21 protein-coding genes are annotated in these 23350 nt (G+C 72.7%); 15 read left to right on the top strand and 6 right to left on the bottom strand.

Features of this window, described 5'->3' with window-relative positions:
- Positions 1-156: 156 nt before the first annotated feature.
- The 4 genes from ACIBQ6_RS14360 (at position 157) to ACIBQ6_RS14345 (ending at position 4266) form a co-directional block, all read left to right on the top strand.
- Entirely contained in the window at positions 157-1452 is a 1296-nt protein-coding gene (locus tag ACIBQ6_RS14360) for a cytochrome P450 (RefSeq protein ID WP_397212272.1), read from the top strand.
- Between the two features lie 106 nt (positions 1453-1558).
- Positions 1559-2728: a hypothetical protein gene (locus tag ACIBQ6_RS14355; protein ID WP_397212270.1), complete on the top strand. Its 1170-nt coding sequence runs from the start codon at positions 1559-1561 to the stop codon at positions 2726-2728.
- On the top strand, positions 2725-3723 hold the full coding sequence (locus ACIBQ6_RS14350) for a hypothetical protein (protein ID WP_358291690.1): 999 nt from the start codon (positions 2725-2727) through the stop codon (positions 3721-3723). The genes ACIBQ6_RS14355 and ACIBQ6_RS14350 overlap by 4 nt, the downstream gene beginning before the upstream one ends.
- A gap of 132 nt (positions 3724-3855) precedes the next feature.
- Positions 3856-4266, top strand: coding sequence for an STAS domain-containing protein (locus ACIBQ6_RS14345; protein WP_358291692.1), 411 nt, complete (start codon positions 3856-3858; stop codon positions 4264-4266).
- Here ACIBQ6_RS14345 and ACIBQ6_RS14340 read toward each other — a convergent pair.
- The gene (locus tag ACIBQ6_RS14340) at positions 4254-5660 is read right to left on the bottom strand and encodes a dihydrolipoyl dehydrogenase family protein (protein ID WP_397212268.1); all 1407 of its coding nucleotides are present in this window, start codon (positions 5658-5660) and stop codon (positions 4254-4256) included. The genes ACIBQ6_RS14345 and ACIBQ6_RS14340 overlap by 13 nt on opposite strands.
- 164 nt (positions 5661-5824) lie before the next feature.
- On the opposite strand from ACIBQ6_RS14340, the gene ACIBQ6_RS14335 reads away from it, so the two are divergent.
- From ACIBQ6_RS14335 to ACIBQ6_RS14320, 4 genes are all read left to right on the top strand, one after another.
- Positions 5825-7207, top strand: coding sequence for a hypothetical protein (locus ACIBQ6_RS14335; RefSeq protein ID WP_397212266.1), 1383 nt, complete (start codon positions 5825-5827; stop codon positions 7205-7207).
- The gene (locus ACIBQ6_RS14330; protein ID WP_397212264.1) at positions 7204-8298 is read left to right on the top strand and encodes an exo-alpha-sialidase; all 1095 of its coding nucleotides are present in this window, start codon (positions 7204-7206) and stop codon (positions 8296-8298) included. Before ACIBQ6_RS14335 ends, ACIBQ6_RS14330 begins: the two co-directional genes overlap by 4 nt.
- Positions 8299-8439: 141 nt before the next feature.
- Entirely contained in the window at positions 8440-9198 is a 759-nt protein-coding gene (locus tag ACIBQ6_RS14325) for an IclR family transcriptional regulator (protein ID WP_358291699.1), read from the top strand.
- A gap of 161 nt (positions 9199-9359) precedes the next feature.
- Complete coding sequence (locus tag ACIBQ6_RS14320; RefSeq protein ID WP_397212262.1) at positions 9360-10190, top strand: SMP-30/gluconolactonase/LRE family protein; 831 nt, start codon at positions 9360-9362, stop codon at positions 10188-10190.
- Here the strand turns inward: ACIBQ6_RS14320 and ACIBQ6_RS14315 are convergent.
- Genes ACIBQ6_RS14315 through ACIBQ6_RS14305 form a run of 3 tightly spaced genes read right to left on the bottom strand, consistent with a single transcriptional unit; the run spans position 10180 to position 13195 of the window.
- Complete coding sequence (locus tag ACIBQ6_RS14315) at positions 10180-10995, bottom strand: carbohydrate ABC transporter permease (protein WP_358291701.1); 816 nt, start codon at positions 10993-10995, stop codon at positions 10180-10182. The two genes, ACIBQ6_RS14320 and ACIBQ6_RS14315, sit on opposite strands and share 11 nt — an antisense overlap.
- Positions 10992-11912, bottom strand: coding sequence for a carbohydrate ABC transporter permease (locus ACIBQ6_RS14310; RefSeq protein ID WP_397212260.1), 921 nt, complete (start codon positions 11910-11912; stop codon positions 10992-10994). The genes ACIBQ6_RS14315 and ACIBQ6_RS14310 overlap by 4 nt, the downstream gene beginning before the upstream one ends.
- Positions 11909-13195 carry an ABC transporter substrate-binding protein gene (locus ACIBQ6_RS14305; protein WP_397212258.1) on the bottom strand — a complete coding sequence of 429 codons (1287 nt, stop codon included), beginning with the start codon at positions 13193-13195 and terminating at the stop codon, positions 11909-11911. The genes ACIBQ6_RS14310 and ACIBQ6_RS14305 overlap by 4 nt, the downstream gene beginning before the upstream one ends.
- Positions 13196-13355: 160 nt before the next feature.
- Here ACIBQ6_RS14305 and ACIBQ6_RS14300 point away from each other — a divergent pair, with 160 nt between their 5' ends.
- Positions 13356-14360, top strand: coding sequence for an endo alpha-1,4 polygalactosaminidase (locus tag ACIBQ6_RS14300; protein WP_397212256.1), 1005 nt, complete (start codon positions 13356-13358; stop codon positions 14358-14360).
- 235 nt (positions 14361-14595) lie between these two features.
- Positions 14596-15360 carry an SDR family NAD(P)-dependent oxidoreductase gene (locus ACIBQ6_RS14295; protein WP_397212254.1) on the top strand — a complete coding sequence of 255 codons (765 nt, stop codon included), beginning with the start codon at positions 14596-14598 and terminating at the stop codon, positions 15358-15360.
- Here ACIBQ6_RS14295 and ACIBQ6_RS14290 read toward each other — a convergent pair.
- Positions 15346-16425, bottom strand: coding sequence for an STAS domain-containing protein (locus tag ACIBQ6_RS14290; protein ID WP_358291711.1), 1080 nt, complete (start codon positions 16423-16425; stop codon positions 15346-15348). The genes ACIBQ6_RS14295 and ACIBQ6_RS14290 overlap by 15 nt on opposite strands.
- A 104-nt stretch (positions 16426-16529) precedes the next feature.
- Positions 16530-18131: an IucA/IucC family protein gene (locus ACIBQ6_RS14285; protein WP_397212252.1), complete on the bottom strand. Its 1602-nt coding sequence runs from the start codon at positions 18129-18131 to the stop codon at positions 16530-16532.
- 80 nt (positions 18132-18211) lie between these two features.
- On the opposite strand from ACIBQ6_RS14285, the gene ACIBQ6_RS14280 reads away from it, so the two are divergent.
- The 5 genes from ACIBQ6_RS14280 to ACIBQ6_RS14260 all read left to right on the top strand — a co-directional run bounded on the left by ACIBQ6_RS14280 (position 18212) and on the right by ACIBQ6_RS14260 (position 23350).
- Positions 18212-19801, top strand: a complete 1590-nt coding sequence (locus tag ACIBQ6_RS14280) for an IucA/IucC family protein (RefSeq protein ID WP_397212250.1) — start codon at positions 18212-18214, stop codon at positions 19799-19801.
- Between the two features lie 55 nt (positions 19802-19856).
- Entirely contained in the window at positions 19857-20705 is an 849-nt protein-coding gene (locus ACIBQ6_RS14275) for an alpha/beta fold hydrolase (RefSeq protein WP_397212248.1), read from the top strand.
- A 39-nt stretch (positions 20706-20744) separates the two neighbouring features.
- The gene (locus tag ACIBQ6_RS14270; RefSeq protein ID WP_397155571.1) at positions 20745-21854 is read left to right on the top strand and encodes an L-dopachrome tautomerase-related protein; all 1110 of its coding nucleotides are present in this window, start codon (positions 20745-20747) and stop codon (positions 21852-21854) included.
- 195 nt (positions 21855-22049) lie between these two features.
- Positions 22050-22469, top strand: coding sequence for a hypothetical protein (locus tag ACIBQ6_RS14265; RefSeq protein ID WP_352358745.1), 420 nt, complete (start codon positions 22050-22052; stop codon positions 22467-22469).
- Entirely contained in the window at positions 22457-23350 is an 894-nt protein-coding gene (locus tag ACIBQ6_RS14260) for a hypothetical protein (protein WP_358291720.1), read from the top strand. Before ACIBQ6_RS14265 ends, ACIBQ6_RS14260 begins: the two co-directional genes overlap by 13 nt.

Genomic DNA, 23350 nt, shown 5'->3' with positions numbered 1-23350 from the left:
CCTAAACCCGCCCATGACCTGCTCTCTGTAAAAAGACGAAGCGCGCGCCGGCGGTGGATGCCTCTACCCCGGGTGAGACGCCGAAGCACGGGATTTGGTTCGCCGGGTTTCCCGTCGAATTCGTTTCCTGGGGGTCTGCGGGGATAGGGCGTGGTCATGACTTCTCACCGAGTGTTGCCACGCGAGCAGGCGCGGGTCCGTGAGCCGGTCACCGCTCCCCGCCGGAGGCCGGTCCTGGACGACACCCTGACGCTGCTGCTCGACCCGTACCGCTTCATCGGCGACCGGGCGCGGCGGCTCGGCTCCGACGTCTTCGAGACGCGGCTGCTGCTCCAGCCGACCATCTGCATGACCGGCGCGCAGGCCGCCGAGGTCTTCTACGACCCCGAGCTGTTCGTCCGGGACGGCGCCGCGCCCCGGCGGCTCCAGGCGACGCTGTTCGGCAGGAACGGCGTGCAGGCCCTCGACGGCGAGACCCACCGGGCGCGCAAGGCCATGTTCATGTCGCTGATGGGCCGGGAGGGCCGCGACCGGCTGGCGGAGCTGGCCGGCCGGCGCTGGCGCGAGCGCATCCGCGCCTGGCAGGGCATGCCGCGGGTCGTCCTGTACGAGGAGGTCAGCAGGCTGCTGTGCCAGGCGGTCTGCGACTGGACGGGCGTGCCGCTGCCGCCCGCGCGGGTGCCCGAGGTCACCGCCACCCTCCAGGCGGCCATCGAGGGCGCGGGCGGGCTCGGCCCCCGCTACCTGCGCGGCCGGTACGCCCGGATCAAGGGCGACCTGTGGCTGTCCGGCCTGATCCGCTTCGCCCGCGACGACCCCGGCCGCTTCGCCGGCACGGTGACCGGCCTGATCGCGGGCTACCGCGACCCCGACGGCGCCCTGCTCCCGGCCAGGACCGCGGCCGTCGAGCTGCACAACGTGCTGCGGCCCACGGTGGCGGTGGCCAGGTTCGTGACGTTCGCGGCCATGGCCCTGCACGCCCACCCGGAGTACTACGAGCGCGTCCGCGAGGGCGACGAGCAGTTCGTCGAGCACTTCGTCCAGGAGGTACGCCGGTTCTATCCGTTCTTCCCGTTCGTCGCCGCCAAGGTGGCCAAGCCCTTCACCTGGCACGGCGAGCACTTCCCGCAGGGCCGGCGGGCACTGCTCGACCTGTACGGCATCGACCACGACCCGCGCCTGTGGGACCGCCCAGGCGAGTTCCGCCCGGAACGGTTCGCCGAATGGGACGGCGGCGAGTACGACTTCGTCCCCCAGGGCGGCGGCGACCACTACGAAGGGCATCGGTGCCCCGGCGAGTGGATCACCGTGGACCTGATGAAGCTGGCGGTGACCGCGCTGACCCGCTGGATGACCTACGGCGTGCCGGCCCAGGACCTGCGCATGCCGTCGTGGCGCGCTCCGGCCGTCCCCAACAGCCGTTTCGTCATCGACCAGGTCGAGGCCGTCTGAGATTCGGGCAGCGCCGGGCAAAGAAGCGTGTTGCCGCGCGGGTGCGCGCGCGAGGGTCTGGCAACGTTCACCGGGGCGATTCTTCCTGGCCTTGGTGGAGGGTTTCATGCGTCGTGTCGTGGACGACGAGGAGCAGGTCGATCAACTGGTCTCGGCCGCCAGGGCGTACTGGGGGGACAGCGCGGGCGATACGGGTTGCGTGGTGGCCGAGGCGTTCGACGAGGACGTCCGGGTGGTCGTGCGCACCGTCATGGTCGCCAAGGCCGTGTGCGGGCTGCTGTCGGCCCGGCTGGTCGTGCTCACCGACCCGCGGTGGCGGCCGCTGGCCGAGGCATTCGGGGCCGCCGCCGATCTCGGGCCGCCCGACGCGCTGGTCACCAGCCGGATCGATCCCGGCGTGCGCACCGACATCCCGGTCGTGCACGTGCACGGCACCGGGTCGCTGCAGGCGTACGCGCTCTTCCCGGGTGAGACGCCCGTCTCCTTCGGCGAGGAGCTGCCCGGCCGGGTCGCGGAGTTCTTCGAGCGCCAGATCTGGCCCAACAGGGAGACGATCCGGCCGAGCGCCGAGCGTACGGCCTGGCGGGCCAAGGAGGGCTACCAGGTCCGCACCGACACCGAACGCCGCCAGCTCCGCCTCTACGGCTGCTCCCGGCTGCGCCTGGACCCCGGCCGGCCCACCGTCACGGTGTTCGGCCACATGCCGGGCCGCGACACCGAGCTGTTCGAGGAGGCCGAGCGGTACGCGGCCGGCGAGGATTCGGCCAACTGGCTGTTCCTCGACCGCCTGCGCTCCGGCCTGCTGTCGCCGAACATCCTGTGGAGCATGACCGACGTCGCCGTCACGTTCGGCGGCAGCGACCTGCCCGCCTTCGGCGTCCCCGTCATCCAGGCCGGCTGGTCGGAGGGCGCCGCCTGCGGGGCCACCCACCTCGCGCGCACGCCGGAGGAGCTGCGCGACCGGCTCGGCGAGGCCGTCGCCGTGCACGGCAAGGCGGAGACGGTCCTCGGCCCGGAGCAGCGCGAGCGCGCCCGCCTGTGGTTGTGGCTGCGCCGCTGCGGCGCCGACGTGCCGACCCAGGTCCTGCCGCGCTGGGAGCTCGGCCCCGACTACCCGCGGGCCCTGGCGGTCGCCCTGCGGCACGCCGAGCCCGACGGCGACCCGCTCTTCGAGGCGGTGCGCCGCATGTGGGAGCGCCGCGACCCCGTGCTCACCCGATTCGACTTCCAGGACCTGGCCAAGACCACACTGACCCCCGCGAGGAGCGCCCGATGACCGGAACAGGACCCATCACAGAGCTCGACCCGGTGATCCTGCCCGCGATCCCGCCCGTGCACGTGACCAGCGGGCGGTTCCCCGCGCTGCAGGTGATCGACCGGCTGCACCGGGGCAGCCAGATCGTGGGCAGGTTCGAGACGTCCGGGCTGGTCGGCTTCAAGGTGTCCGCGCAGGGACGGCCGCTGCGGGTGCAGATGTCGCTGTCCATGGACGAGCGGTCGGTCAGCGGCTGGCACACCGGCAGGACGGGCCCCGACTTCACGACGCCCCGGTGCGTCCAGATCCGTTCCCAGGGACGCCTGCGCCAGTGCGTGCTGCTGCGCGGCCGCAACCCGCACGCCCGCGTGGCCTTCGACCTGACCCCCGAGGAGATCCCGGACGACGGGCTGATCTGCGTCGAGGCCCTGGACATCATGGAGGGCGACGGCGTCTGCGACGAGGTGCGCACGTTCCTGTCCGGCCGGGTCCAGGAAGACGGGGTGGCCGGGCTGCGGCTGAACAAGATCGTGTTCGAGGAGCCGCCCGAGGTCGACTACGACCCCGACACGCTCGACGGCTCCCGCTGCGAGCTGTCCTCGCTGATCAGCGGCGGCGGCCTGGCCAACGTCAACCGGCAGGGCGTGCGCGTCCTGCGGTCGGGCATGTTCGTGGTCAACCCGGTGCTGCGCGACACGTTCGGGGCCAGCGGGCGGATCACGCTCCGGCTGGGCACGAAGGCGGAGGCGGCCAGCATGATCCCGGCGACCTGGCGGCGGGTCAACAGCGAGCTGCGCTGGCTGCGGCACGCCACCAGGAAGCTCCTCGGCACGGCGGCCCCCACGGTGGAGCGCGTCTACAGCCTCAGGGACGGCGTGGCCGGGCCCTTCGGGCAGACCGTCCACGGGAACGTCACCGAGCTCGTCCTGCCGAGCCCGACGGTCTCGCCGTTCCTCGTGGTGATCGAGCGGGTGCCGGGCGTCCTGCCGACGCTGGAGTCGGGCACCTCGGACTAGCGGGAGCTCCGGCTCCCTCGACCCGCGTGACCTGCGACAGCCGGTGACAGCCCGCCGTTCTGGCGGGAAAACTGGTGATCAGCGGTGATAACGCCACTCTGAGGGCAGTTGTCATGGGTGGGCGGGAACGGTTTGAGCATCGAGACGACCCGGCATCAGCAGTGCACGGTCATGCGCGCCACGGGCGAGCTCGACCACGCGGGACGGGTCAGCTTCAGCGCCCACATCAACGCGGTGTGGGACTGGTCGCCCGGACCCGTCCTCGTCTTCGACCTGGGCGACCTGGTCTTCTACGACTCCTCCGCCATCGGCGTGCTGGCCACGGCGATCCAGCGGATGGAGGCGGAGCCGGGCGGCCGGATCATCGTGGTCAGCCCGTCCGACCACCTGCTGTCGGTGCTGCGGCTGACGGACCTGCTCTCCCACGTCGAGCTGCGCGGCAGCGTCGAGGAGACCGTGGCGGAGCTGACGGTGGGCGCCGTCCGGCCGCCCGTCCCCCCGACATGGTCCGGGGGGACGTCGGACGTCGCCTACAACCCGTAGGTCTCCAGCAGCCGCAGCCAGATCTCGCTCACGGTCGGGAACGACGGCACGGCGTGCCAGAGCCGGTCGAGCGGCACCTCGCCGGTGACCGCGATCGTGGCGGCGTGCAGCAGCTCGCCGACGCCGGGACCGGCGAAGGTGACGCCGAGCAGCACCTTCCTGTCCTCGTCCACCACCGCCTTGGCACGGCCCCGGTAGCCGTCGCCCAGCAGGTACGCGCCCGAGACCGAGCCGAGGTCGTACTCGACCGCGCGCACCCGGAAGCCGGCCTTCCTGGCCTCGGCCTCCGTACGGCCGACCGCGCAGACCTGCGGATCGGTGAAGACCACCTGCGGCGCGCCGAAGCCGTCGGCGACGTCGCGCATGGCGGGCAGGTCGTCGCCGTGCGCCCGCGCCGCGATCACGTCGCCACAGATCCTGGCCTGGTACTTGCCCATGTGGGTGAGCAGCGCGCGGCCGTTGACGTCGCCGACGGCGTAGAGCCAGCCGCCCGGCACGCCGGTGGCCCGCATGCTGTCGTCGACCTCGACGGGCGCGTCGTCGGGCAGGCCGACCGTGTCCAGCCCGATCCCGCGGGTGGCGACCTTGCGGCCGGTGGCCACCAGCAGCTCGTCGGCCTCCAGCGGCGGCCCCTCCGACAGGTGCACGGTCACCTTGCCGCCCGGCTCGGGCCGCTCGACCCTGACCACGTCGGTGTGCAGGCGCACGTCGATGCCCGCCTCGCCGAACGACCGGGCCACCAGCTCGCCCGCGAACGGCTCGATCCGGCCGAGCAGCCCGCCGCCGCGCACCAGCACGGTCGTCTGCCGCGCGCCCAGCCCGTGCATGGCCTGCGCCATCTCGCAGGCGACCACGCCGCCGCCGATCACCACCAGGCGTTCGGGCACCTTGGTCGCGGCGGTGACCTCGTGGCTGGTCCACGGCTTCGCCTCGGCCATGCCCGGCACCGGCGGGACCGCCGCCGTGCTGCCGGTGGCCAGCACGACCGCCTGCCGGGCCGTGAGCACCCGCTCGCCGCCGTCGGGGGTCGTGACGACCACCCGCCGCTCGCCGTCGAGCCGCCCCCTGCCGCGGACGAACTGCGCCGGCACGCCCTCGACCCAGCTCACCTGCCCGGAGTCGTCGTAGCGTGAGACCGCCTCGTCGCGCCGGGCGAGCACCGCGGCCACGTCGATCGGCCCCAGCGAGAGCCCGGGCACCCGGGACACCTCGCCGGCCAGGTCGACCGGGCGCAGCAGCGCCTTGCTCGGGATGCACGCCCAGTAGGAGCACTCGCCGCCGGCCAGCCGCTCCTCGACGATCGCGGCGCTCAACCCGCCGCGGACCGCCCGCTCGACGACGTTCTCGCCCGCCGGACCGGCCCCGATCACGATGACGTCGAACTCCTCAGCCACGCTGCCTCCCCACACTCGTCCTCGATTCGCACTCTTTCATGCCCTGCCCGCGCTACCCGAGGTGGCCACGGGCGTGAACCCTTTCGGCCCGCGACGGAGAGACCGGGTAGATGCCCGCGCCGTCCGGGGGAGCCCGCTCGGCACTCCCATGAAGGAGCTTCCCCATGCCGGCGCCGTCTCCTGTGTTCGTGCTGCCCGGAAACGCCCTGGGGCGGCATCGGGCGCTGCTGGTCGCGCTGGTGCCCGCCGTCGCGCTGCGGCTGCTCGCGATGGCGGGGTACCGGCCCGCGCTGTGGTTCTGGGCGGACTCGTTCTCCTATCTGGAGGCCGCGCGCGACCCCGTGCCCGGGACGTTCCGGCCGCTCGGGTACTCGCTCTTCCTGGCCGTGCTCGGGCCCGGGAAGAGCCTGGCGCTGGTGGCCGCCGTGCAGCACGCGTCTGGGCTGGCGCTCGCCGTGGCCGTCTACGCCCTGCTGCGGCGGCGCGGCCTGCCCGGCTGGGGCGGGACGGCCGCCGTCGCGCCGCTGCTGTACGACGAGTTCCTGATCCTGCTGGAACACATGATCATGGCGGACGCGCTGTTCACCGTGCTGGTCACGGCCGGGATCCTGGCGCTGTCGGACCGGCTCACCCCGGCCACTGCGGCCGCCGGCGGCGTGCTGCTCGGCCTGGCGGCCGTCACCCGCACGATCGGGGTGGCCGTTCTCGTGGTGGCCGCCGCCTGCCTGCTGCTGCGCCGTCCCGGGCCGCGCGCGCTGCTCTGTCTGGTCCTGGCGGGCGCGGCGCCGCTGCTCGGGTACGCCTCCTGGATGTGGGCCACCAGCGGCACCTTCGGCCTGACCAAGGCCGACGGCCTGTTCCTGTGGGCCCGCACGACGACCTTCGCCGACTGCTCGGTCATCAGGCCGGAGCCCGAGCTGGCCCCCCTCTGCCCGCGGACGCCGGTGGCCGGGCGGCCCTCGCCCGCCCACTGGATGTGGGGGGCGACCCTGGCGGCCGTCCCCGGCGACCGGAACGCGCTGGCCGGCCGCTTCGCCCGCGAGGCCGTCCTCGCCCAGCCTGGCGACTACCTGGCCGCCGTCGGGCGCGACCTGCGGTGGCTGCTGCGCTGGGAGCGCACCACGGCCAGGAAGGCGTCCGACAGGAGGATCAATCCGTACTGGTTCCCCTACGAGGAGCGCCCGCTGCGCGCGTCCGTACGGCGGATCGCCGGGGCGTACGAGGGCGGGCCGGCGGACACGCGGATCGTCGAGCCCTACGCGGGCTGGCTGCGGGCCTACCAGCGCTTCGGCTACCTGCCGTACCCGGTGCTGCTGGCGCTGCTCGGGGGCGCGCTCGCGGTGGCGGCCGTACGGCGGCGGCCGGACGCGCTGCTGCCCGGCGTGGCCGCCGCCGTGCTGGTCGTGGCGCCGTCCTTCCTGAGCGGGTACGACGTGCGGTACGTCGTACCGGCTCTCCCGCTGGCCTGTCTGGCCGCCGGGCTGGCACCGGGACGTCCGCCGGAGGCCGGGAGACGTTCACCTGCGGGGCCTAGCGTTCGCGCATGACTCCTTACCCCACGTCGGTGGTGTACCGGGCGGCGACCGAGGGCTATCACACCTTCCGCATCCCGGCGGTCGTGGCGACCGGGGCCGGGACGCTCCTCGCCTTCGCCGAGGGGCGGCGCGGGTCCGCCGGCGACTCGGGGCACATCGACCTGGTGCTCAGGCGGTCGGCCGACGGCGGGCTGACGTGGGGTCCCCTTCAGGTGGTGGCCACCGAACCGCGCCGCGGCACCGTGGGCAACCCCGCGCCCGTGGTGCTGGACGACGGCCGGATCCTGCTCGTCACGGTCCGGCAGGGCCCGTCGGCGACGGAGGAGAAGATCAGGCGGGGTCAGGTGCAGGCGGCGGAAGGGCGGCGGGTGTTCGTCCAGGTCAGCGCGGACGACGGGATCACGTGGGCGCCCCCGCGCGAGATCACCGCCCAGGTCAAGCGCCCCGAGTGGCGCTGGTACGCCACCGGCCCCGGGCACGCCGTCCGGCTCCGGAGCGGGCGCGTCGTGGTGCCGGGCAACCACTCCCTGCCCCCGTCCGGCTCGGACGACGGCACCGAGGGCCGCTACAACGGCGGCCACGCGCTGCTCAGCGACGACGGCGGCGGTACCTGGCGCATCGGCTACGTGGACGACAACCCCGACGGCTATGTCAACGTCAACGAGACCACCGCGACCGAGCTGCCCGACGGCCGCCTCTACCTCAACGCCAGGACGGACTCCGCCGCGCCGGGCACCCGCGCCGACGCCTGCTCCTCCGACGGCGGCCAGCGGCTCGACCTGCCCTTCCGCCCGCAGGCCGGGCTGGTGGGGCCGGTGGTGGAGGGCAGCGTGCTGTGGTGCGAGCCGCCCGGCGTGCTGCTGTTCTCCGGCCCGGCCGCGCCCGACGCGCGGGCCCTGATGACGGTACGGGCGAGCACCGACGCCGGGGTCACCTGGCATCCCGTGCACACCGTGTCGGGCCTGCCCGCCGCCTACTCCGACCTGGTCAGGGTGGACGGCGACACGGTGGGGCTGCTGTTCGAGACCGGCGACTTCGGGCCGTACGAGAGCATCGTCTTCCGGCGCGTCCCGGTCGCCGAGCTCGACCCCCGCCGGGCGTAGCCGCCCTTCCTTTCCCACAGCTCTGTGCTGACACAGGGCTGTGCTGACTACGCTGAGACGACCACTGTGCGACCGCGTGTACGGAGTGTTCCGTATTACGCGCTAGCATTCCGATCAGCGGAACAGGCGAGGGAGAGTTCAGTGGCTGAGACCCAGTCCCCTGTGGGGAGCGTCGATCGTGCCCTGCTGATCCTGCAGGAGATCGGAAGACACAGCAGGGGTGTGACGCTCGACGAGCTGGCCACCAGGCTGCGGCTGCCGAAGAGCTCGCTGCACCGCCTGCTCGGGGCGTTGAAGCACCGGGGCTTCGCGGCCCAGCCGGAGCCGAGCGGGCCGTACTTCCTCGGCACCGAGATGCTGGCCACGGCCTTCCGGTTCTACGAGACGATGGACCTGCGCACGCTCGTCCGGCCGCTGCTGCTGCGGCTGAGCGAGGAGTTCTCCGAGACCGTGCACATGGCCATGCTCGACGGCGGCGAGGTCGTCTACCTGGACAAGGTCGAGGCGGTGCGGTCGATCACCATGACCTCGGTGGTCGGCGGGCGCAACGCGGCCCACTGCACGGGCGTGGGCAAGGCGCTGCTGGCCTGGACGTACCCGACGGACGAGTCGGTCAAGGCGTGGGCCGAACGCTACGGGCCGCTGGCCGCCAGGACCAGGAACACGATCACGAACCCCGCCAAGCTGGCCACCCACCTCGACCAGGTCAGGCAGCAGGGGTACGCGCTCGACCTGGAGGAGAACGAGCCGGGCGTGCGGTGCGTGGCGGCGCCGGTCTTCCTGGGCAAGACCGCGCCGGTGGCGGCGGTGAGCGTGACCGCCATCAAGGACCGCATGTCGGTCGCCCGCCTCGAAGAGGTCGGCCTCGGCCTCCGCCGCGCCATCTCCGCCCAGGTCTGACCCCCACCCACAAGCCCCCGCCCCCTGCCGCGATGGCCCCAGCCCCCGTATCGGGCGGTGGCGCCGGCTCCTCCCCCCTCTCCCCAAAGGGACCTCAACCGGCTACGGTCGGAAAGAACGCGGAATAGCGTTCCGTATCACGGACCAAAGGACACATGGGCATGAAGCTGGAGAAGGTCCCCGTCCCCCGTGCCGCCCTCGCGGAGGGCCCGAGGTGGGACGCCGCCACGGGCACCCTGCTGTGGGTCGACATCCCCGCCGGCCACGTCCACCGGCTCGACCCGGCCGGCGACGAGCGGGAGACCATCGAGCTGGGCCAGCCGGTCGGCGTCGCCGTGCCGCACGCCTCCGGCGGCCTCATGCTGGCACTCAGGGACGGCTTCGCCCGCCACGCGGACGGCCGCACCGAACTGGTCGCCCGGCCGTCCGAGCCCGAGGGCAACCGGATGAACGACGGCGCCTGCGACCGCGCGGGCCGCTTCTTCGCCGGCACCAAGGCCGAGGACGACACCCCCGGCGCGGGCTCGCTCTACCGCCTGGCCCAGGACCGTACGTGCGACAAGGTGCTGGACGGCGTCACGATCTCGAACGGCGTCGGCTGGAGCCCCGACGAGCGCCTGATGTACTACGTGGACACCGCGACCGACCGGATCGACGTCTTCGACTACGACCCGGCGACCGGCACGCTCGACGGCCGCCGGCAGTTCGCCGCACTCCCGAGCCCCGACGGCCTGACCGTGGACGCCGCCGGCCACCTGTGGGTCGCGCTGTGGGGCGGCGCGGCGGTCGTGCGGCTGCGGCCGGACGGGCGTACGGACCTCACCGTGGAGGTCCCCGCGGCCAACGTGACGAGCTGCGCCTTCGGCGGCCCCGACCTCGACGTGCTGTACGTGACCACCGCCTGGGACGGCGGCGCCGGCGGGGAGCTGTGGCGCTGCCGCACCCCCCACACCGGCCTGCCCGCCAACCCCTACCGCGGCCTCACCCCTTGACCGCCCCGGTCAGCGCCTGCACGAACCGGCGCTGGCCGAACAGGAACACGGCCAGCACCGGCAGCGTGGTCAGCACCGTGCCCGCCATGATCGCGGGCCAGTCGGCCCGGTGCTGGCCCTGGAACGTGGTCAGCCCGGCCTGCACGGTGTAGTTCGCCTCGGAGTTGATCACCACCAGCGGCCAGAAGAGGTCGTTCCAGGCGGTGATGAACGTGATCACGGCGAGCGCCGCCAACGCCGGCTTGGCGACCGGCAGCACCACCCGGAAGAACAGCGCGACCCGCGAGCACCCGTCGATCCGCGCCGCCTCCTCCAGCTCCCTCGGGAAGGACTGGAAGAACGACGTCATCAGATAGATCCCGACCGACGAGCTGAGCTGCGGGATGACCAGCGCCCCGAGCGTGTCCACCAGCCCGGCCTGGCTGAACATCAGGAACGTCGGGATCACGGTGAGCTGGAACGGGATCAGCGCGGTCGCGATGATCAGGACCAGCGTCAGCCGGGAGCCGATGAACCGGATCCGGGCGAAGGCGTACCCGGCCATGCTGCAGAGCACGACCTGGGCCGCCACGATGGCGCTCGACACCAGCACGCTGTTGAGGAACCAGCGGGGGAACTCGGAGCGCTCCATGACCGTGCGGTAGCCGCCGAGGTCGATGCCCTCCGGCAGGATCGGCGGCGGGAACCTGTTCAGCTCGGCCTGCGTCATGACCGAGCTGAGCACCAGCCACACGAACGGCAGCAGCGTCACCACCGACATCGGCGCGAGCACCAGGTGCCACTTGCTGGGCAGGCGTCGTCTCATCGCACGGCCCCTCTCCGCCGCGCGACCACCAGGCCCGCGACGATCAGCAGCAGCGTCCCGGCGAACAGCGTGTACGCCACGGCCGCGCCGTACCCGGCGGCCGAGTAGCGGAAGGCGAGCTGCCAGACGTAGTAGACGATGGTCACGGTCGCGCTGGCCGGGCCGCCCTGGGTGGTGGTCATGACGAGGTCGAAGAACTGCAGCGCGTCGATCACGCCCCAGACCGCGAGGAAGACCGTGATCGGCCGTACGGACGGGACGATGATGTGCCGGAACGTGGCCCACCGCCCCGCGCCGTCGATGGAGGCCGCCTCCAGCACCGCCTTGTCGATCTCCTGGATGGCCGCCAGGTAGATCACCACGGCGAAGCCGAACCGGGTCCAGAAGAAGATCAGCGTGAGCACGTACATGGCCTGTGACGGGCTGCTCAGGAAGCCCTGGAGCGGCAGGCCGAGCCGGCCGAGCACACCGTTCATCAGGCCGAAGTCGCGGTCGAAGATGTAGCCCATGAGCAGGCCGGCCGAGGTGGCCGAGGCCACGTAGGGAACCAGGAAGGCGGTCCGGTAGAAGCCGATGCCGCGCACCTTCCTGTTCAGCAGCACCGCCACCATCAGGCCGAAGACCAGCGAGGCGGGGATGTAGAGCACCAGCAGCAGCCCGGTGTTGCGCACCGCCTGGAAGAACACCGGGTCCTGGAACAGCGCCCGGTAGTTGTCCAGGCCGACGTTCTCGGGCGTCTTCATCAGGTCGGAGTCGGTGAACGACAGCGCCAGCGCCCACGCCATCGGCACCAGCGCGAACCCGAGGATGATCAGCGTGGCGGGGCCCGCGAACGACCAGCCCGCGACGTGGTCGCCGAGCCCGCGGGTCTTCCTGGCGTGCCGGGCGGCGGGCGCGCCGACGGCGGCGCTGCTCATGAACCCGGCACCGCCAGCACCGCGTCGGACCTGGCCGCGGCCTCGTCCAGGGCGGTCTTGGCGTCGGCCTTGCCCAGCAGCGCCTGCGCGATGGCCTCGGCGACGAAGGACGACACGCGGGGGTACTTGGTGGTGGGCGGCCGGACCCGCTTGGCGTTGGCCAGGTTCTCGGAGATCACCTCGATGCCCGGATATTTCCGCAGATAGTCCTGGTAACCGGACAGTGTGGTGATCGACTCCCTGATGGGCAGCGAGCCCGTGTCGCTCATCCACACGAGCTGCTGCTCCGCGGCCGTCAGCCAGCTCAGGAACGTGGTCGCCGCCTTGACGCGGCGCTCGTCGTGCTCGAACACCACCCAGTTGTCCGGGCCGGAGACGGTCTCGTGGTTGCCGTTGGTGCCGGGGAGCCGCGCGACGCCGTAGTCGACCTTGGCCGCCTGGAGGTCGGGCAGGACCCAGGGGCCGGACAGGAACATGGCCAGCCGTCCGGACTCGAACAGCTTCTGGCCCTTCTCGGCCGGGCTGGAGTCGAGGTAGACCGACTTGTCGTCCACGGCCATGCTCCGGACCAGGCCGAGCGCCTGCTGCCCGGCCGCGGAGTTGAACGCCGACTTCTTGTGGTCGGGGGTGAGGATGTCGCCGCCCGCCTGCCACAGCAGCGGCCAGAGCCCCCAGACGGCCTCCTCGCCGCCGCTGATCGCCCAGGTCGTGCCGAAGACGCCCTTCTGCGCGTCGGTGGTCTTCCTGGCGATGTCGCGGAAGTCGTCCCAGGTCCAGTCGGGGCCGGGGGCCTTGACGCCCGCCTTGGCCAGCAGCTTCTTGTTGTAGAGGACCACCATGTTGTCCACGACGGCGGGGAAGCCGATGACCTTGCCCTGGACGGTGACCGCCTCGCGCTCGTTGGCCCAGAAGTCGTCCCAGCCGACGGCCGGGTCCTTGACCAGGGAGGTGAGGTCGGCGGTCTTGGGGTTCCTGGCCACGTTGGGGGCCCAGGAGCCGTACAGGTAGGCGATGTCGGGGTAGGCGTCCGAGGTGAGGGCGGCAGTGATCTTGGGTAGCATGCCGTCTGCGGTCGCGCCGCCGGACTCGGTGCTGACCTTGATGTCGGGGTGACTCTGGTTGAACCGGGCGACCAGTTTCTCGATCGACTTCGCCGAGGTGTCCTCCTGGCCGTGCCAGATGGTGATCGCGACCGGGCCGTCCGCCCGTTCCTGTCCACCGCCGCCGCAGCTCGCCGCGGCCAGAGCCAGGGCGACGACGGCCAGCGTCGTACGGGGCCTCATCGGGCGGTCTCACGGATGTGGTGAATGAGTCGTGCCATGGGGTTCCCTCCACAGAGCACGGCGGGCGTGGCGGCCCGCTGCGTGCGGCGAGTATAGTCACGCATCCACGATGCAGACTAGAGTTCCACCAGACGGAATGAGGGGCGCGAACGTGCGAACCATGACTCTCTTAGCCCGGCTGGCCGCGGTCGCGGCCCTGAGCTGCGCGCCGCTCGCGGCGCTCGCCGCACCGGCCACGGCCCAGACGGCCCAGACGGCCCAGACGGCCCAGACGGCCCAGACGGGGGAGACGGCCCAGACGGGGGAGACCGCGCAGGCGGGGCCGTGGCGGCCGCCGCTGCAGAGCCGCTGGCAGTACCAGCTCCAGGGCAACGCCAAGTACGCCGCCACCGGCGGCGTCAACGTCGACATCTGCGTGGTCCCCCAGTCGGGCGGCGCCTGCGTCCGGCCGGCGGTGTTCGACATCGACCTCTACGCCGACGGCGACGTGGTGGGCAACAACACCACGCTCAACACCGCGGCGGTGAAGGCCGTCCACGCCCGCGGCGCGAAGGCCGTCTGCTACGTCGACGCCGGCTCGATCGAGGAGTACCGGCCCGACTACCAGCAGTTCGTCGCCTGGCACAAGAGCCACGGCAACTCCCTGCTCGGCAAGCCGTTCAGCGCGGAGTTCCCCAACGAGCGCTGGGCCAACATCAACAACGACCAGGGCCAGCGGGACTTCCTGCTGAAGATGATGGAGGCCCGGGTCGACAAGTGCGTCCAGGCGGGCTTCGACGGGGTCGAGTTCGACGTCGTCAACGCCCACGAAGAGGGCAAGTCGGTCACCGGCTGGACCGTCAGCCCCGCCACCCAGCTCGTCTACAACAAGGCGCTGGCCGACCTGGCCCACCGCAAGGGCCTGTCCGCGGCGCTCAAGAACGACCTCAGCCAGGCGGCCGAGCTGGTGTCCAGCTTCGACTACGCCGTCAACGAGGAGTGCTTCCAGTACGACGAGTGCGGCGAGCTGAGCGTCTTCGTCAAGGCGGGCAAGCCGGTGTTCCAGGTCGAGTACAAGACGGCGCCGTCGTCCTTCTGTCCCAAGGCGGCCAAGCTCGGCATCAATGCGATCAAGAAGGCCGTGGACTACTCGCTGAAGGACACGCCGTACAAGCCGTGCAAGTGACAGGGGCCCCGCCCGTCACGGGCTGGGGCCTCGGCGGACGTGTCACGGTCGTCCGGCCGTGACACCCCCACCTGATGTGGTCACAGAACGCAGTTCCGAAATCCCCGACGTAGTCCTGTGCTTCCGTGTAACGGAATGCCAGTGCAGGATGCGGAACCAGTGCTATTTTCTGATGACCGAACGGGCAGGTCACCCCAGGTCTGCGCGTCGCGGCACGTTGAGGAAGGACGGCGTCATGCGCGGACTGGCCGGGAAGCGGGTGCTGATCAGCGGGGGCAGCAGCGGCATCGGAGCCGCCACCGCCCGCAGGTTCCTGGAGGAGGGCTCCCGGGTGGTGCTCACCGGGCTGGACGGCGACGAGGTCGAGCGCACCGTCGCCGAGCTCGCGCCGCTCGGCGAGGTGGACGGGCTGACCGGCGACGTCAGCTCGGAGGACGACGTCGCACGGCTGGTCGCGGCCGCGATCGAGGCCATGGGCGGCGTGGACGTGCTGATCAACAACGCCGGAACGGCCTGGCGGGAGCCGTTCCTGGAGATCACCCCCGCCCACTGGGACCGGATCATCTCGGTGAACCTGCGCGGCATGTTCCTGATGGCCCAGACCGTCGCCCGCCACCTGGTGGACCGGGGGACGGGCGGCGTGATACTCAACATGTCCTCGACCAACGGCCTCGGCGGCGAGGCCGACTACGCCCACTACAACGCCTCCAAGGGCGGCGTGCTGCTGCTGACCAAGACCATGGCCGTCGAGCTCGGCAGGCACGGCATCCGGGTCAACGCCCTGTGCCCCGGCTACATCCGCACCCCGCTGAACGCCTCGATCTCGTCGGGGCTCGCCGACGACTTCGTCTCCGCCTACGAACACGACCACATCCCGCTGGGCCGGGCCGGGTTCGCCGAGGAGGTCGCCGCCGCCTACGCCTTCCTCGCCTCGGACGACGCCGCGTTCGTCCACGGCACCGAGCTGGTGATCGACGGCGGCCAGCTAGCGATCATGTGAGGCGCCGGGGCGCGGCACCTTCATGGCGATGATCAGGCCGCGCCCGGAGTCGTCGCCGGGACGCAGGCGGGACAGCTCGACGGTGAGCCGCGTCGGCCGGCCCCGGCCGTTGACCACGTCGAGCGCGACCCTCCTGGCTCCGGCACGGGCCGTGCCCCCGGCCGGCGTGTCGCGCACGAGCGGGACGATCCGCTCCACCGGCAACCCCGTGCCCAGCGAGGCCAGCGGACGGCCCACCGCCTCCCCGGCCCGCACCCCCCACAACTCCTCGGCCCCCGCCCCCCAGATGAGCACCCGCATGTCGGCGTCGAGCACCACCGCCGCGTCGCCCAGCCCGTGGACCAGCGAGGCGGTGATCCGGCCGACCTCGTCGAGCTCGGCCGTGCGGGCGACCAGCGCGTCGTTGGCGCGGCGCAGCTCGGCGGCGCGGGCGGTGAGCGCGTCGTTGGCGTGGCGCAGCTCGGCGTTGGCCGAGCGCAGCTCGTCGTTCGCGCGTTGCAGGTCGGCGTTGGCCGAACGCAGCCGGCCGACGATCGCGGACCAGCGGCCGGGTGGCGGCAGGTTCTCCTGGCGGTCGGGGGTGATGGGCGTCTCTTGCGGCCGCAGCCGGCGGGTGCCGTGATGCTGCTCGGAGCGGGGGTCGCGGGCCCGGCGGAAGCAGGCCAGGTGGCGGCTGACCGGCCTGGGCGGGCCGGTCTGCTCGTAGATCTCGACGCCGGTCCCGGCCAGGGCGTCGGGCATCGTGCTGAACAGGGGGATCGCGGTGCCGCCGTGCTCGGTCATGAGCGCGATGAGGCGGCACAGCGCGGGCTGGGCCTCGGCGACGGCCAGGTGGCCGCCCTTCTCCTGCATGGCCCGGTGGGTGATCGCGAGCTGTTCGAGGCCGTTCAGGTCGCAGAACCAGAGGTCGCCCGCCGCGACGATCACGTGTTTCACCCGCGAGCGCGGCAGGGGGTCGAGGAAGGCGGCCAGGATGGGGCGGGTCGTCGAGTCGAGCTCGCCCGCCAGGGCGATCACCAGAGTGGTGTCGCCCACGGGCACGAGCCGTACTGAGAGCTGCATCATCGGATTCGCTCCTTCCCTGAACTCTGCGTGATCGAAGATCGACGCGCAGCAGGGTCCGGCTGCATGCCCCATACTCCTCCTCCTTCGGGAAAAGAGCCAGGCGCTCACCGTGCGTGAGCGAGGGTCCAGGAGGCTCCCTGGGTGAGGGGGTTGGGCAGCGTCGTCCAGCTGTCGCCGGGCGGGGCGCCCGCGAGCTGGGCGAGCAGGTGGGCCTTCACCCGGATCCGCTCGCCGAACAGGGCAGCGCGGTCGGCGCGCACGTCGGCGGTGTCGGGGAGCGCGTCGAAGGCCCGCCGCGCGGCCCGCGCCACGACGGCCCACAGGCGTGACTCGGCGACACGGTCGCCCTCTCCCAGCAGGGAGACCAGACTGCCGAACGTGGTGCCGACGAGCGAGCCGAACAGCTTGGCGTGCAGGACGCCGGGGTCGTCGCTGAGCAGCCGGGGGCTCACCGGCGGCGTCCCGAAGCCGTTGCGGGCCAGCCGGGCCGGGCTGATCCGGACGTCGGCCAGGTCGCGGTAGACCAGCTCGACCGGGCGGCCCCGCCGGTCCAGCACGACCAGCAGGTTCTGGCCGTGGGCCTCCAGCGCGACCCCGAGGGCCAGCAGGCCGAGCGCCGCCGCCGTCGCCACGCCGGCGAAGGCCGCCAGCCACTCGCCGGCCTCCTCGCCACGCGGCGCGTCCCACTGGGCCGGGGCGGTGAGGGCGGCGACGGGCAGCACGGTGTGGCCGGGCACGAGGGGCGTCGGATCGCGCAGCATGACGGACAGGTCGGCGGTGTGCTCGCCGCGCACGGCCCCCGCGGCCCCGGACAGGTAGCGGGCGATGCGCGGACGGCCGCCGAGCCGCGCCGACAGGGCGGTGAGCAGGTCCGACAGGGGGACGCAGTCGCGGACCGAGCCGGGGGAGATGTCCCTCACGCCGGAGGTCATCCTGGTGGTGAACGCCGTCTTGAGGTGCGGGCCGCCGTCCAGGGGCGCGAGGGTCCGTACGGACATCAGGGGATGGCACGGCAACGCCCCGATCGCGTACGGGCGCACCCCCAGCCCGGCCAGCACGTGCCGGGTCTGCCAGGGGTGGACGGGCAGCAGCAGCCGGTCGCCGTCCATGAGCGAGCCCGGCCACGGCCCGGTGACCAGGCATTCGGCGGCGGGCACCGCCACCAGGTCGAGCGCGACGACGGGCCGGTGCTCCGGCATGTACGCCAGTTGCTCGGCCACCGACACCCCCGGCCGGTTGCGGCAGCCCGGATGGTAGGGATGGCCGTCCACCACGCTCTGCTCGTACCGTTCCGGTCCCGGCTCGCGCAGCGGGGAGGCCGCGCCCGCCCGGGACAACGCCAGGGAGGCGACGCTGTTGTCCAGGTCGGCGACCAACCCCTGCGCGCCGGGCAGGCCGAGCGCCGCCAGCAGCTCGGCCGGGTCGCGGTACGGGACGCCGTCCAGCCGCAGCACCGGCTCGTCGGCCAGGTCGTAGGGCAGCCGGGCCCGTCCGGTCAGCTCGCGCCCGTCCGAGAGCCGTACGCACAGGTCGCCGCCCACGGCGACGGGCTCGGCGAGACCGGGCAGAGGCTCGCAGAGCAGGCCCCGCCACAGCCGTCCCATGACGGCGGCCCGCGCCCCCGGCAGGGCCGCGGCGTAGCCGGGCGTGAGGTCCGGGCGCACGGCGGCCAGCTCCCTCGCGAACCGCGCCGCAGAATGCCGCATGAACCCCCCCGATGTCAGGAACATGCCCAGGTGAGAACCCTGTGGACACTGATCGGTACAAAAGGGTAGGACAGGTCGCCATGGCATATATCGACGGCCTCCTCCCACCGGCCGGTCCGGCACCCGAGGCGCAAGACCACCAGGCCGCGGACGGGGCCACGGCCCTCGCGGTGACGGCCCTGCTCAACTGCCTGCTCCGCGAGGTGGCCGAACCCGCGGCCGCCGAGGACGACGTGTGGGTGCTGCCCGCGACCGGGCAGGTCCTGCACGTCCGCCCCGGACGGTACCCCGGCGCCCCCGCCCTGCGCACCCCCGACGGCCCACGCCCGCTCTCCCTGGCCGGCCTGGTGGCGCTCACCGAGGACGAGCTGCGGACGCGCACCGGCCACGCCAACCCGTCCCTGGCCAAGGAGATCATGGAGAGCAGGGACGTCATGGCCGCGCTGCTGTCGGCCCAGCGCGCCACCACGCCGCCCGCCGACCTGTACCTGCGCTCGGAGCAGGCGCTTGTCGCCGGTCACCGCTACCACCCGGCCCCCAAGGCGCGGGGCGGATCGGGCCCGGACGCCTGGCTGCCCTACTCGCCGGAGGCGCGCGCGAGCTTCGTGCTGCCGCTGCTCGGGGTGCCCGCCGAGGCGCTGGTCGAGCAGGGCGACGCGAGCGCGCTCGACCGGCTCGGCCCGCCCGCCCCCGACGGCCTGACGCTGCTTCCCGCCCACCCCTGGCAGGTGGAGCTGCTGGGCGGGCTGAAGGAGCTGCGCCACCTCGGCGTCACGCCCGCGCGGGCGGTGGCGACGGCCTCGATCCGCACGGTGTACCTGCCGGAGGCGGACCTGTTCTGCAAGTTCAGCCTGGACGTGCGGATCACCAACGACATCCGCCGCCTGTGGCTGCACGACCTGCGCTGGCTGGGACTGATCGACGACCTGCTGGGCGTGGCGTTCGACGACCTGCCCGCGCACCGGCCGCGGCCCGCCGTCCTCGGCGACCGCGGTTACCGCAGCCTGGAGCTGGACGGGGACGGCGGCGAGGCGCTGGCGGTGATCGTCCGCGACGGGCTGGGCGGGCACCTGCGGCCGGGGCTGACGGCGCTGCTGGCCGCCGGGGTCAGCGAGGGCTTCCCCGGCAACCCGCTGGACGGCCTCGACGCCGCCGAGGCGCTCGGATGGTGGCGGCGCTACCTCGACCACGTCGTGCCGCCGGTGCTGCACGCCTACTTCCGCCACGGCGTGGTGCTCGAATGCCACCTGCAGAACGTGCTCATCGGCGTGGACGGGCGGGGCCTGCCCGGCCAGGCGATCTTCCGCGACCACGAGGGCGTCAAGCTGACCGCGGACCGCCACGGCCTGCCCGGCGCCCGCACGCCCGTCGTGAGCCCCGCCTACGGCTGGGAACGGCTGCTGTACTGCCTGGTCGTCAACAACCTCTGCGAGATCGCCGGAGCCGTGGCCGAGCGGCACCCGGAGCTGCGGGCCGAGCTGTGGGCCGAGGCGAGATCGGTGTTCGCCGGCTGCGCCGAGGACCACGGCGAGCCCGAGGAGCTGCGGGAGCTGCTGGCCGGCGCGTACGTGCCCGCCAAGGCCAACCTGCTGCTGCGCTGGCTGGAGGCGGACGGCGCCGACATGCGCTGCGTGCCGACGCCCAGCCCTTTGCGACTCTTTACGCCATAAGCTATCCTCGCCGAGGACAACAGTTTACGGTGTATGGAATTCACGGAGGCTCCCGGTGACCACGGCGACGCTGCACGACGGAAGCACCATCGAGACAGAGGTCCACGGCTCGGGCCCGGTCCTGCTCCTGGCCGTCAACCCCAAGCCGATCGAGGGCGAGGCGGCCGAGGAGATGCGGAAGTGGGGGGCCGACCCCGCGCTGGGCCGCTCGCTCATCGACGGCCTGTCCGACGGCTTCCGCGTCGTGGCCTTCGACTACGAGGGCCACGTCCTGGCCCATCCCAAGCCGGACACGCTCACCCCCGACAACGTGGCGGCCGACATGCTGGCGGTGGCCGACGCGGTGGGGGCCGACCGGTTCGCCTACTACGGCTACTCCTGGCTGGCGCTCAGCGGGCTCCAGCTCGCCCTGCGCACCGACCGGCTCTCGGCGCTGGTCATGGGCGGCTACCCGCCGCTCGGCGGGCCCTACGCCGAGATGCTGAAGGTCACCGAGGCCACGTACCGGATGGCCGTCGCGCCGAAGACCGCCACGCCGCCGGCCACGGGGACGGGCGAGCCGGGCGACTGGTCCTCGACCGAGGTGACGCTGAGCGAGGGCCAGGCCAGGCAGTTCGCCACCCTGTACCGGGCGCTGCGCGGGTTCGACGACAGCCAGGTGCGCCTGTCCTGTCCCCGCCTGTGCTTCGTCGGCTCCGCCGACGAGATCGTCTACGACGAGCGGTGGGGCGGCGCCCGCGTCGGCATCGCCGGCCCGGTGCTCCGCGAGCGGGCCGCCATCGAGGCGCTGGGCTGGGACGTCGAGGTGCTCGACGGGCTCGACCACGCCGGGGCCATGCAGGCCGCGAACGTGCTGCCCATCCTGCGGCCCTGGCTGGAGAGGGCGCTGTTTCTCCCGGCCTGAGCTGGGCAGATGCCCGGCGGATCTGGGAACGGGGGGAACATGGCGAAGGGGAACGGCCGCGACGGCGTTCAGCCGGTCGATCAGCCCATCGGGAAGCTGGAACTCGTGCACGCCTTCGAGTCCGGCCCGATGCCGACCGGCGTCACGGTCTCCCGTGCCGGCCGGATATTCGTGAACTTCCCCAAATGGGGTGACGACGTTCCGGCGACCGTGGTCGAGCTGCGGGACGGCAAGGCCGTCCCCTATCCCGACCAGGAGTGGAACACCGAGGCCGACGAGCCGTCGAAGTGGCTGGTCTCGGTGCAGAGCGTGGTCGTCGATCCCCTGGACCGGCTGTGGATCCTCGACACCGGCAGCCCGATGTTCCGGCCCACCAGGAAGGGCGGGCCGAAGCTCGTCTGCGTGGATCTGGAGACCGACACCGTGGTCAAGGTCATCATGTTCGACCGCGGTGTCGCCCTGGAGACGTCCTATCTCAACGACGTGCGGTTCGACCTGCGCAAAGGCGTCGCCTACCTCACCGACTCCGCCGACAAGGGGCCCAACGGGATCATCGTGGTCGATCTGGCCAGCGGGCAGGCGTGGCGCCGGCTGCACGACCACCCGAGCACCAAGGCGGCGCGGCCGCCGGACTTCGTGCCGGTCGTGGAGGGCCGGCCGTTCATGGAACGGCCGCAGGACGGGCCGCCGTCGCCCGTCCTGATGGGGTCGGACGGCATCGCGCTCCCGGCCGGCGGCGAGCGGCTCTGGTACTGCCCGCTGCTCTCCCGCCGCTGGTACAGCGTGTCCACGGACGCCCTGGTAGACCGCACGCTGGACGACGCCGAAGTGGCGGCGACGGTCAGGGACGAGGGCGACAAGGGCGGCTCGGCCGACGGCCTGGAGGCCGACGACGCCGGGCGCATCTACCTGACCGACTGGGAGCACAACGCGGTGCTGCGCCGGACGCCCGACGGCACGATCGACACCCTGGTGCACGACGCCCGCCTGCTGTGGCCGGACACGCTGTCGGTGGCCGACGGCCACCTGTACGTGACCGCCAACCAGCTGCACCGGCAGGCCAGGTTCCAGGAGGGGCAGGACCGGCGGCGGTACCCGTACGCGCTGTTCCGGGTGCCGATCGACGCCGGACCGGTCCGTCTGGTCTAGCGCCGCGGGCGCGCAGGGTCCGGGTCATGGTTTGCCGCCTTCGTCGACGCGGTATGCCCGCTACGTAGAGGTACTGATCGGATACCGATCGACGCCATCGCTGAACCTCTGCAATGGCCACTTGGGGGGCTTAAGGCCGATGAATGCCGCTAAATACGACTGGTTTCCTGACGGCGTGACCGTCCTGGGGGCGTCATGTCGCTGAACGCACGCATCGGCAGGATCGAGAGCCTGCTCGAACGGGCCGAACCGCCCGCCGTCGAGCTGGCCCAGGCCCTGCTCGACCTCTACGGCGAGGGCCTGACGCGGATCATGGCAGCGGCCGACGACGACCTGGCCGCCCGGCTGGCCGCCGACGACGTGGTCGCGCACCTGCTGCTGCTGCACGACCTCCACCCGATCGACGTGCGGACCCGGGTCGAGGACGCGCTGCGCGGCACCGCCGCCGAGGTGATCGCCGTCGAGGGCGACCTGGTACGCCTGCGGCTCCCGGACGACGACGGGAGCTCGGCGGACGCGGTCCGCCGGGCCGTGCGCGACGCGGCCCCCGAGGTCGAGCAGGTCGAGATCGTCCGGTCGGCGCCCGGCGTGGGGGCCGGCAGATGGACCACGTGAGGCGCATCGCCCGCGCCGTCCTCTACGGGGGCTACCTGCTGTGGCCCAGCCGCCACTCCGCCCCGCCCGACCGGCGGCGCTGGAACTTCGGCGGCGTGCACCCCGAGTCCTACGGCCGGGCGCACGAGGGCAACCCGTGGCTGACCCAGACCCAGTGCCTGCTGGAGGCCGGCGGCGACGACGTCGTGGACGTGCACGTGCGCTTCCTGCACCTGGTCACCTGCGAGGTGGCCGTGCGGCGCGAGGGCGAGCTGGTCCGCGTGCCCGAGCTGACCGTCGGCGGCGCCCGCCACCTGCCCAGGGAGGAGGCCAAGGAGCGCGAGGTGGCCGAGACCGGGCTGCGCCTGGCCGACCTGCTGGCCTGCCCGACCGGCATGGAGATCCACGTGCCGCCGGGCCAGCGGGCCGAATGGCTCGACGGCGAGGGCGTGCTGCTGCGCGGCTGGGAGGCGCTGAGCGGCCGGGCCGAGGTGTTCGCCGAGCGGCTGCGCGAGGGCCTGTTCCGGCTCACCGTCCGGGTGGCGAACACCAGCCCGTGGCAGGGCGACTCGCGCGCGGAGGCCATGAAGCACACCCTGATCTCCGCGCACACGGTTGTGAGCTCGCCGGGCGGCCGGTTCGTCTCGCTGACGGAGCCGCCCGACGGGCTGCGCGCGCTCGCCGCGGGCTGCCACAACATCGGCACCTGGCCGGTGCTGGTGGGCGAGGAGGGCGACCGGCACACGATGTTGTCGGCCCCGGTCATCCTCTACGACCATCCCAAGGTCGCGCCTCAGAGCGGCACGTTCGACGCCACGGAGATCGACCAGCTCCTCGACCACTGCGCCGCGCTCACCCCGGAAGAGCTCATGCGCCTGCACGGCACCATGCGGGAGACGTGA

Origin of the sequence: Nonomuraea sp. NPDC049655, assembly GCF_044465465.1 — a bacterium.
Classification (GTDB): Bacteria; Actinomycetota; Actinomycetes; order Streptosporangiales; family Streptosporangiaceae; genus Nonomuraea.
This window is presented reverse-complemented; position numbering and strand designations above follow the sequence as displayed.

Excerpts from the sequence above, each read along its gene's own strand:
- ACIBQ6_RS14350 (WP_358291690.1), top strand. The coding sequence starts at position 2,725 with ATGACCGGAACAGGACCCATCACAGAGCTCGACCCGGTGATCCTGCCC.
- ACIBQ6_RS14335 (WP_397212266.1), top strand. The coding sequence starts at position 5,825 with ATGCCGGCGCCGTCTCCTGTGTTCGTGCTGCCCGGAAACGCCCTGGGG.
- ACIBQ6_RS14330 (WP_397212264.1), top strand. The coding sequence starts at position 7,204 with ATGACTCCTTACCCCACGTCGGTGGTGTACCGGGCGGCGACCGAGGGC.
- ACIBQ6_RS14360 (WP_397212272.1), top strand. The coding sequence starts at position 157 with ATGACTTCTCACCGAGTGTTGCCACGCGAGCAGGCGCGGGTCCGTGAG.
- ACIBQ6_RS14290 (WP_358291711.1), bottom strand. The coding sequence starts at position 16,425 with ATGATGCAGCTCTCAGTACGGCTCGTGCCCGTGGGCGACACCACTCTG.
- ACIBQ6_RS14355 (WP_397212270.1), top strand. The coding sequence starts at position 1,559 with ATGCGTCGTGTCGTGGACGACGAGGAGCAGGTCGATCAACTGGTCTCG.
- ACIBQ6_RS14295 (WP_397212254.1), top strand. The coding sequence starts at position 14,596 with ATGCGCGGACTGGCCGGGAAGCGGGTGCTGATCAGCGGGGGCAGCAGC.
- ACIBQ6_RS14315 (WP_358291701.1), bottom strand. The coding sequence starts at position 10,995 with ATGAGACGACGCCTGCCCAGCAAGTGGCACCTGGTGCTCGCGCCGATG.
- ACIBQ6_RS14260 (WP_358291720.1), top strand. The coding sequence starts at position 22,457 with ATGGACCACGTGAGGCGCATCGCCCGCGCCGTCCTCTACGGGGGCTAC.
- ACIBQ6_RS14280 (WP_397212250.1), top strand. The coding sequence starts at position 18,212 with ATGGCATATATCGACGGCCTCCTCCCACCGGCCGGTCCGGCACCCGAG.
- ACIBQ6_RS14305 (WP_397212258.1), bottom strand. The coding sequence starts at position 13,195 with ATGAGGCCCCGTACGACGCTGGCCGTCGTCGCCCTGGCTCTGGCCGCG.
- ACIBQ6_RS14310 (WP_397212260.1), bottom strand. The coding sequence starts at position 11,912 with ATGAGCAGCGCCGCCGTCGGCGCGCCCGCCGCCCGGCACGCCAGGAAG.
- ACIBQ6_RS14300 (WP_397212256.1), top strand. The coding sequence starts at position 13,356 with ATGACTCTCTTAGCCCGGCTGGCCGCGGTCGCGGCCCTGAGCTGCGCG.
- ACIBQ6_RS14320 (WP_397212262.1), top strand. The coding sequence starts at position 9,360 with ATGAAGCTGGAGAAGGTCCCCGTCCCCCGTGCCGCCCTCGCGGAGGGC.
- ACIBQ6_RS14285 (WP_397212252.1), bottom strand. The coding sequence starts at position 18,131 with ATGCGGCATTCTGCGGCGCGGTTCGCGAGGGAGCTGGCCGCCGTGCGC.
- ACIBQ6_RS14270 (WP_397155571.1), top strand. The coding sequence starts at position 20,745 with ATGGCGAAGGGGAACGGCCGCGACGGCGTTCAGCCGGTCGATCAGCCC.
- ACIBQ6_RS14265 (WP_352358745.1), top strand. The coding sequence starts at position 22,050 with ATGTCGCTGAACGCACGCATCGGCAGGATCGAGAGCCTGCTCGAACGG.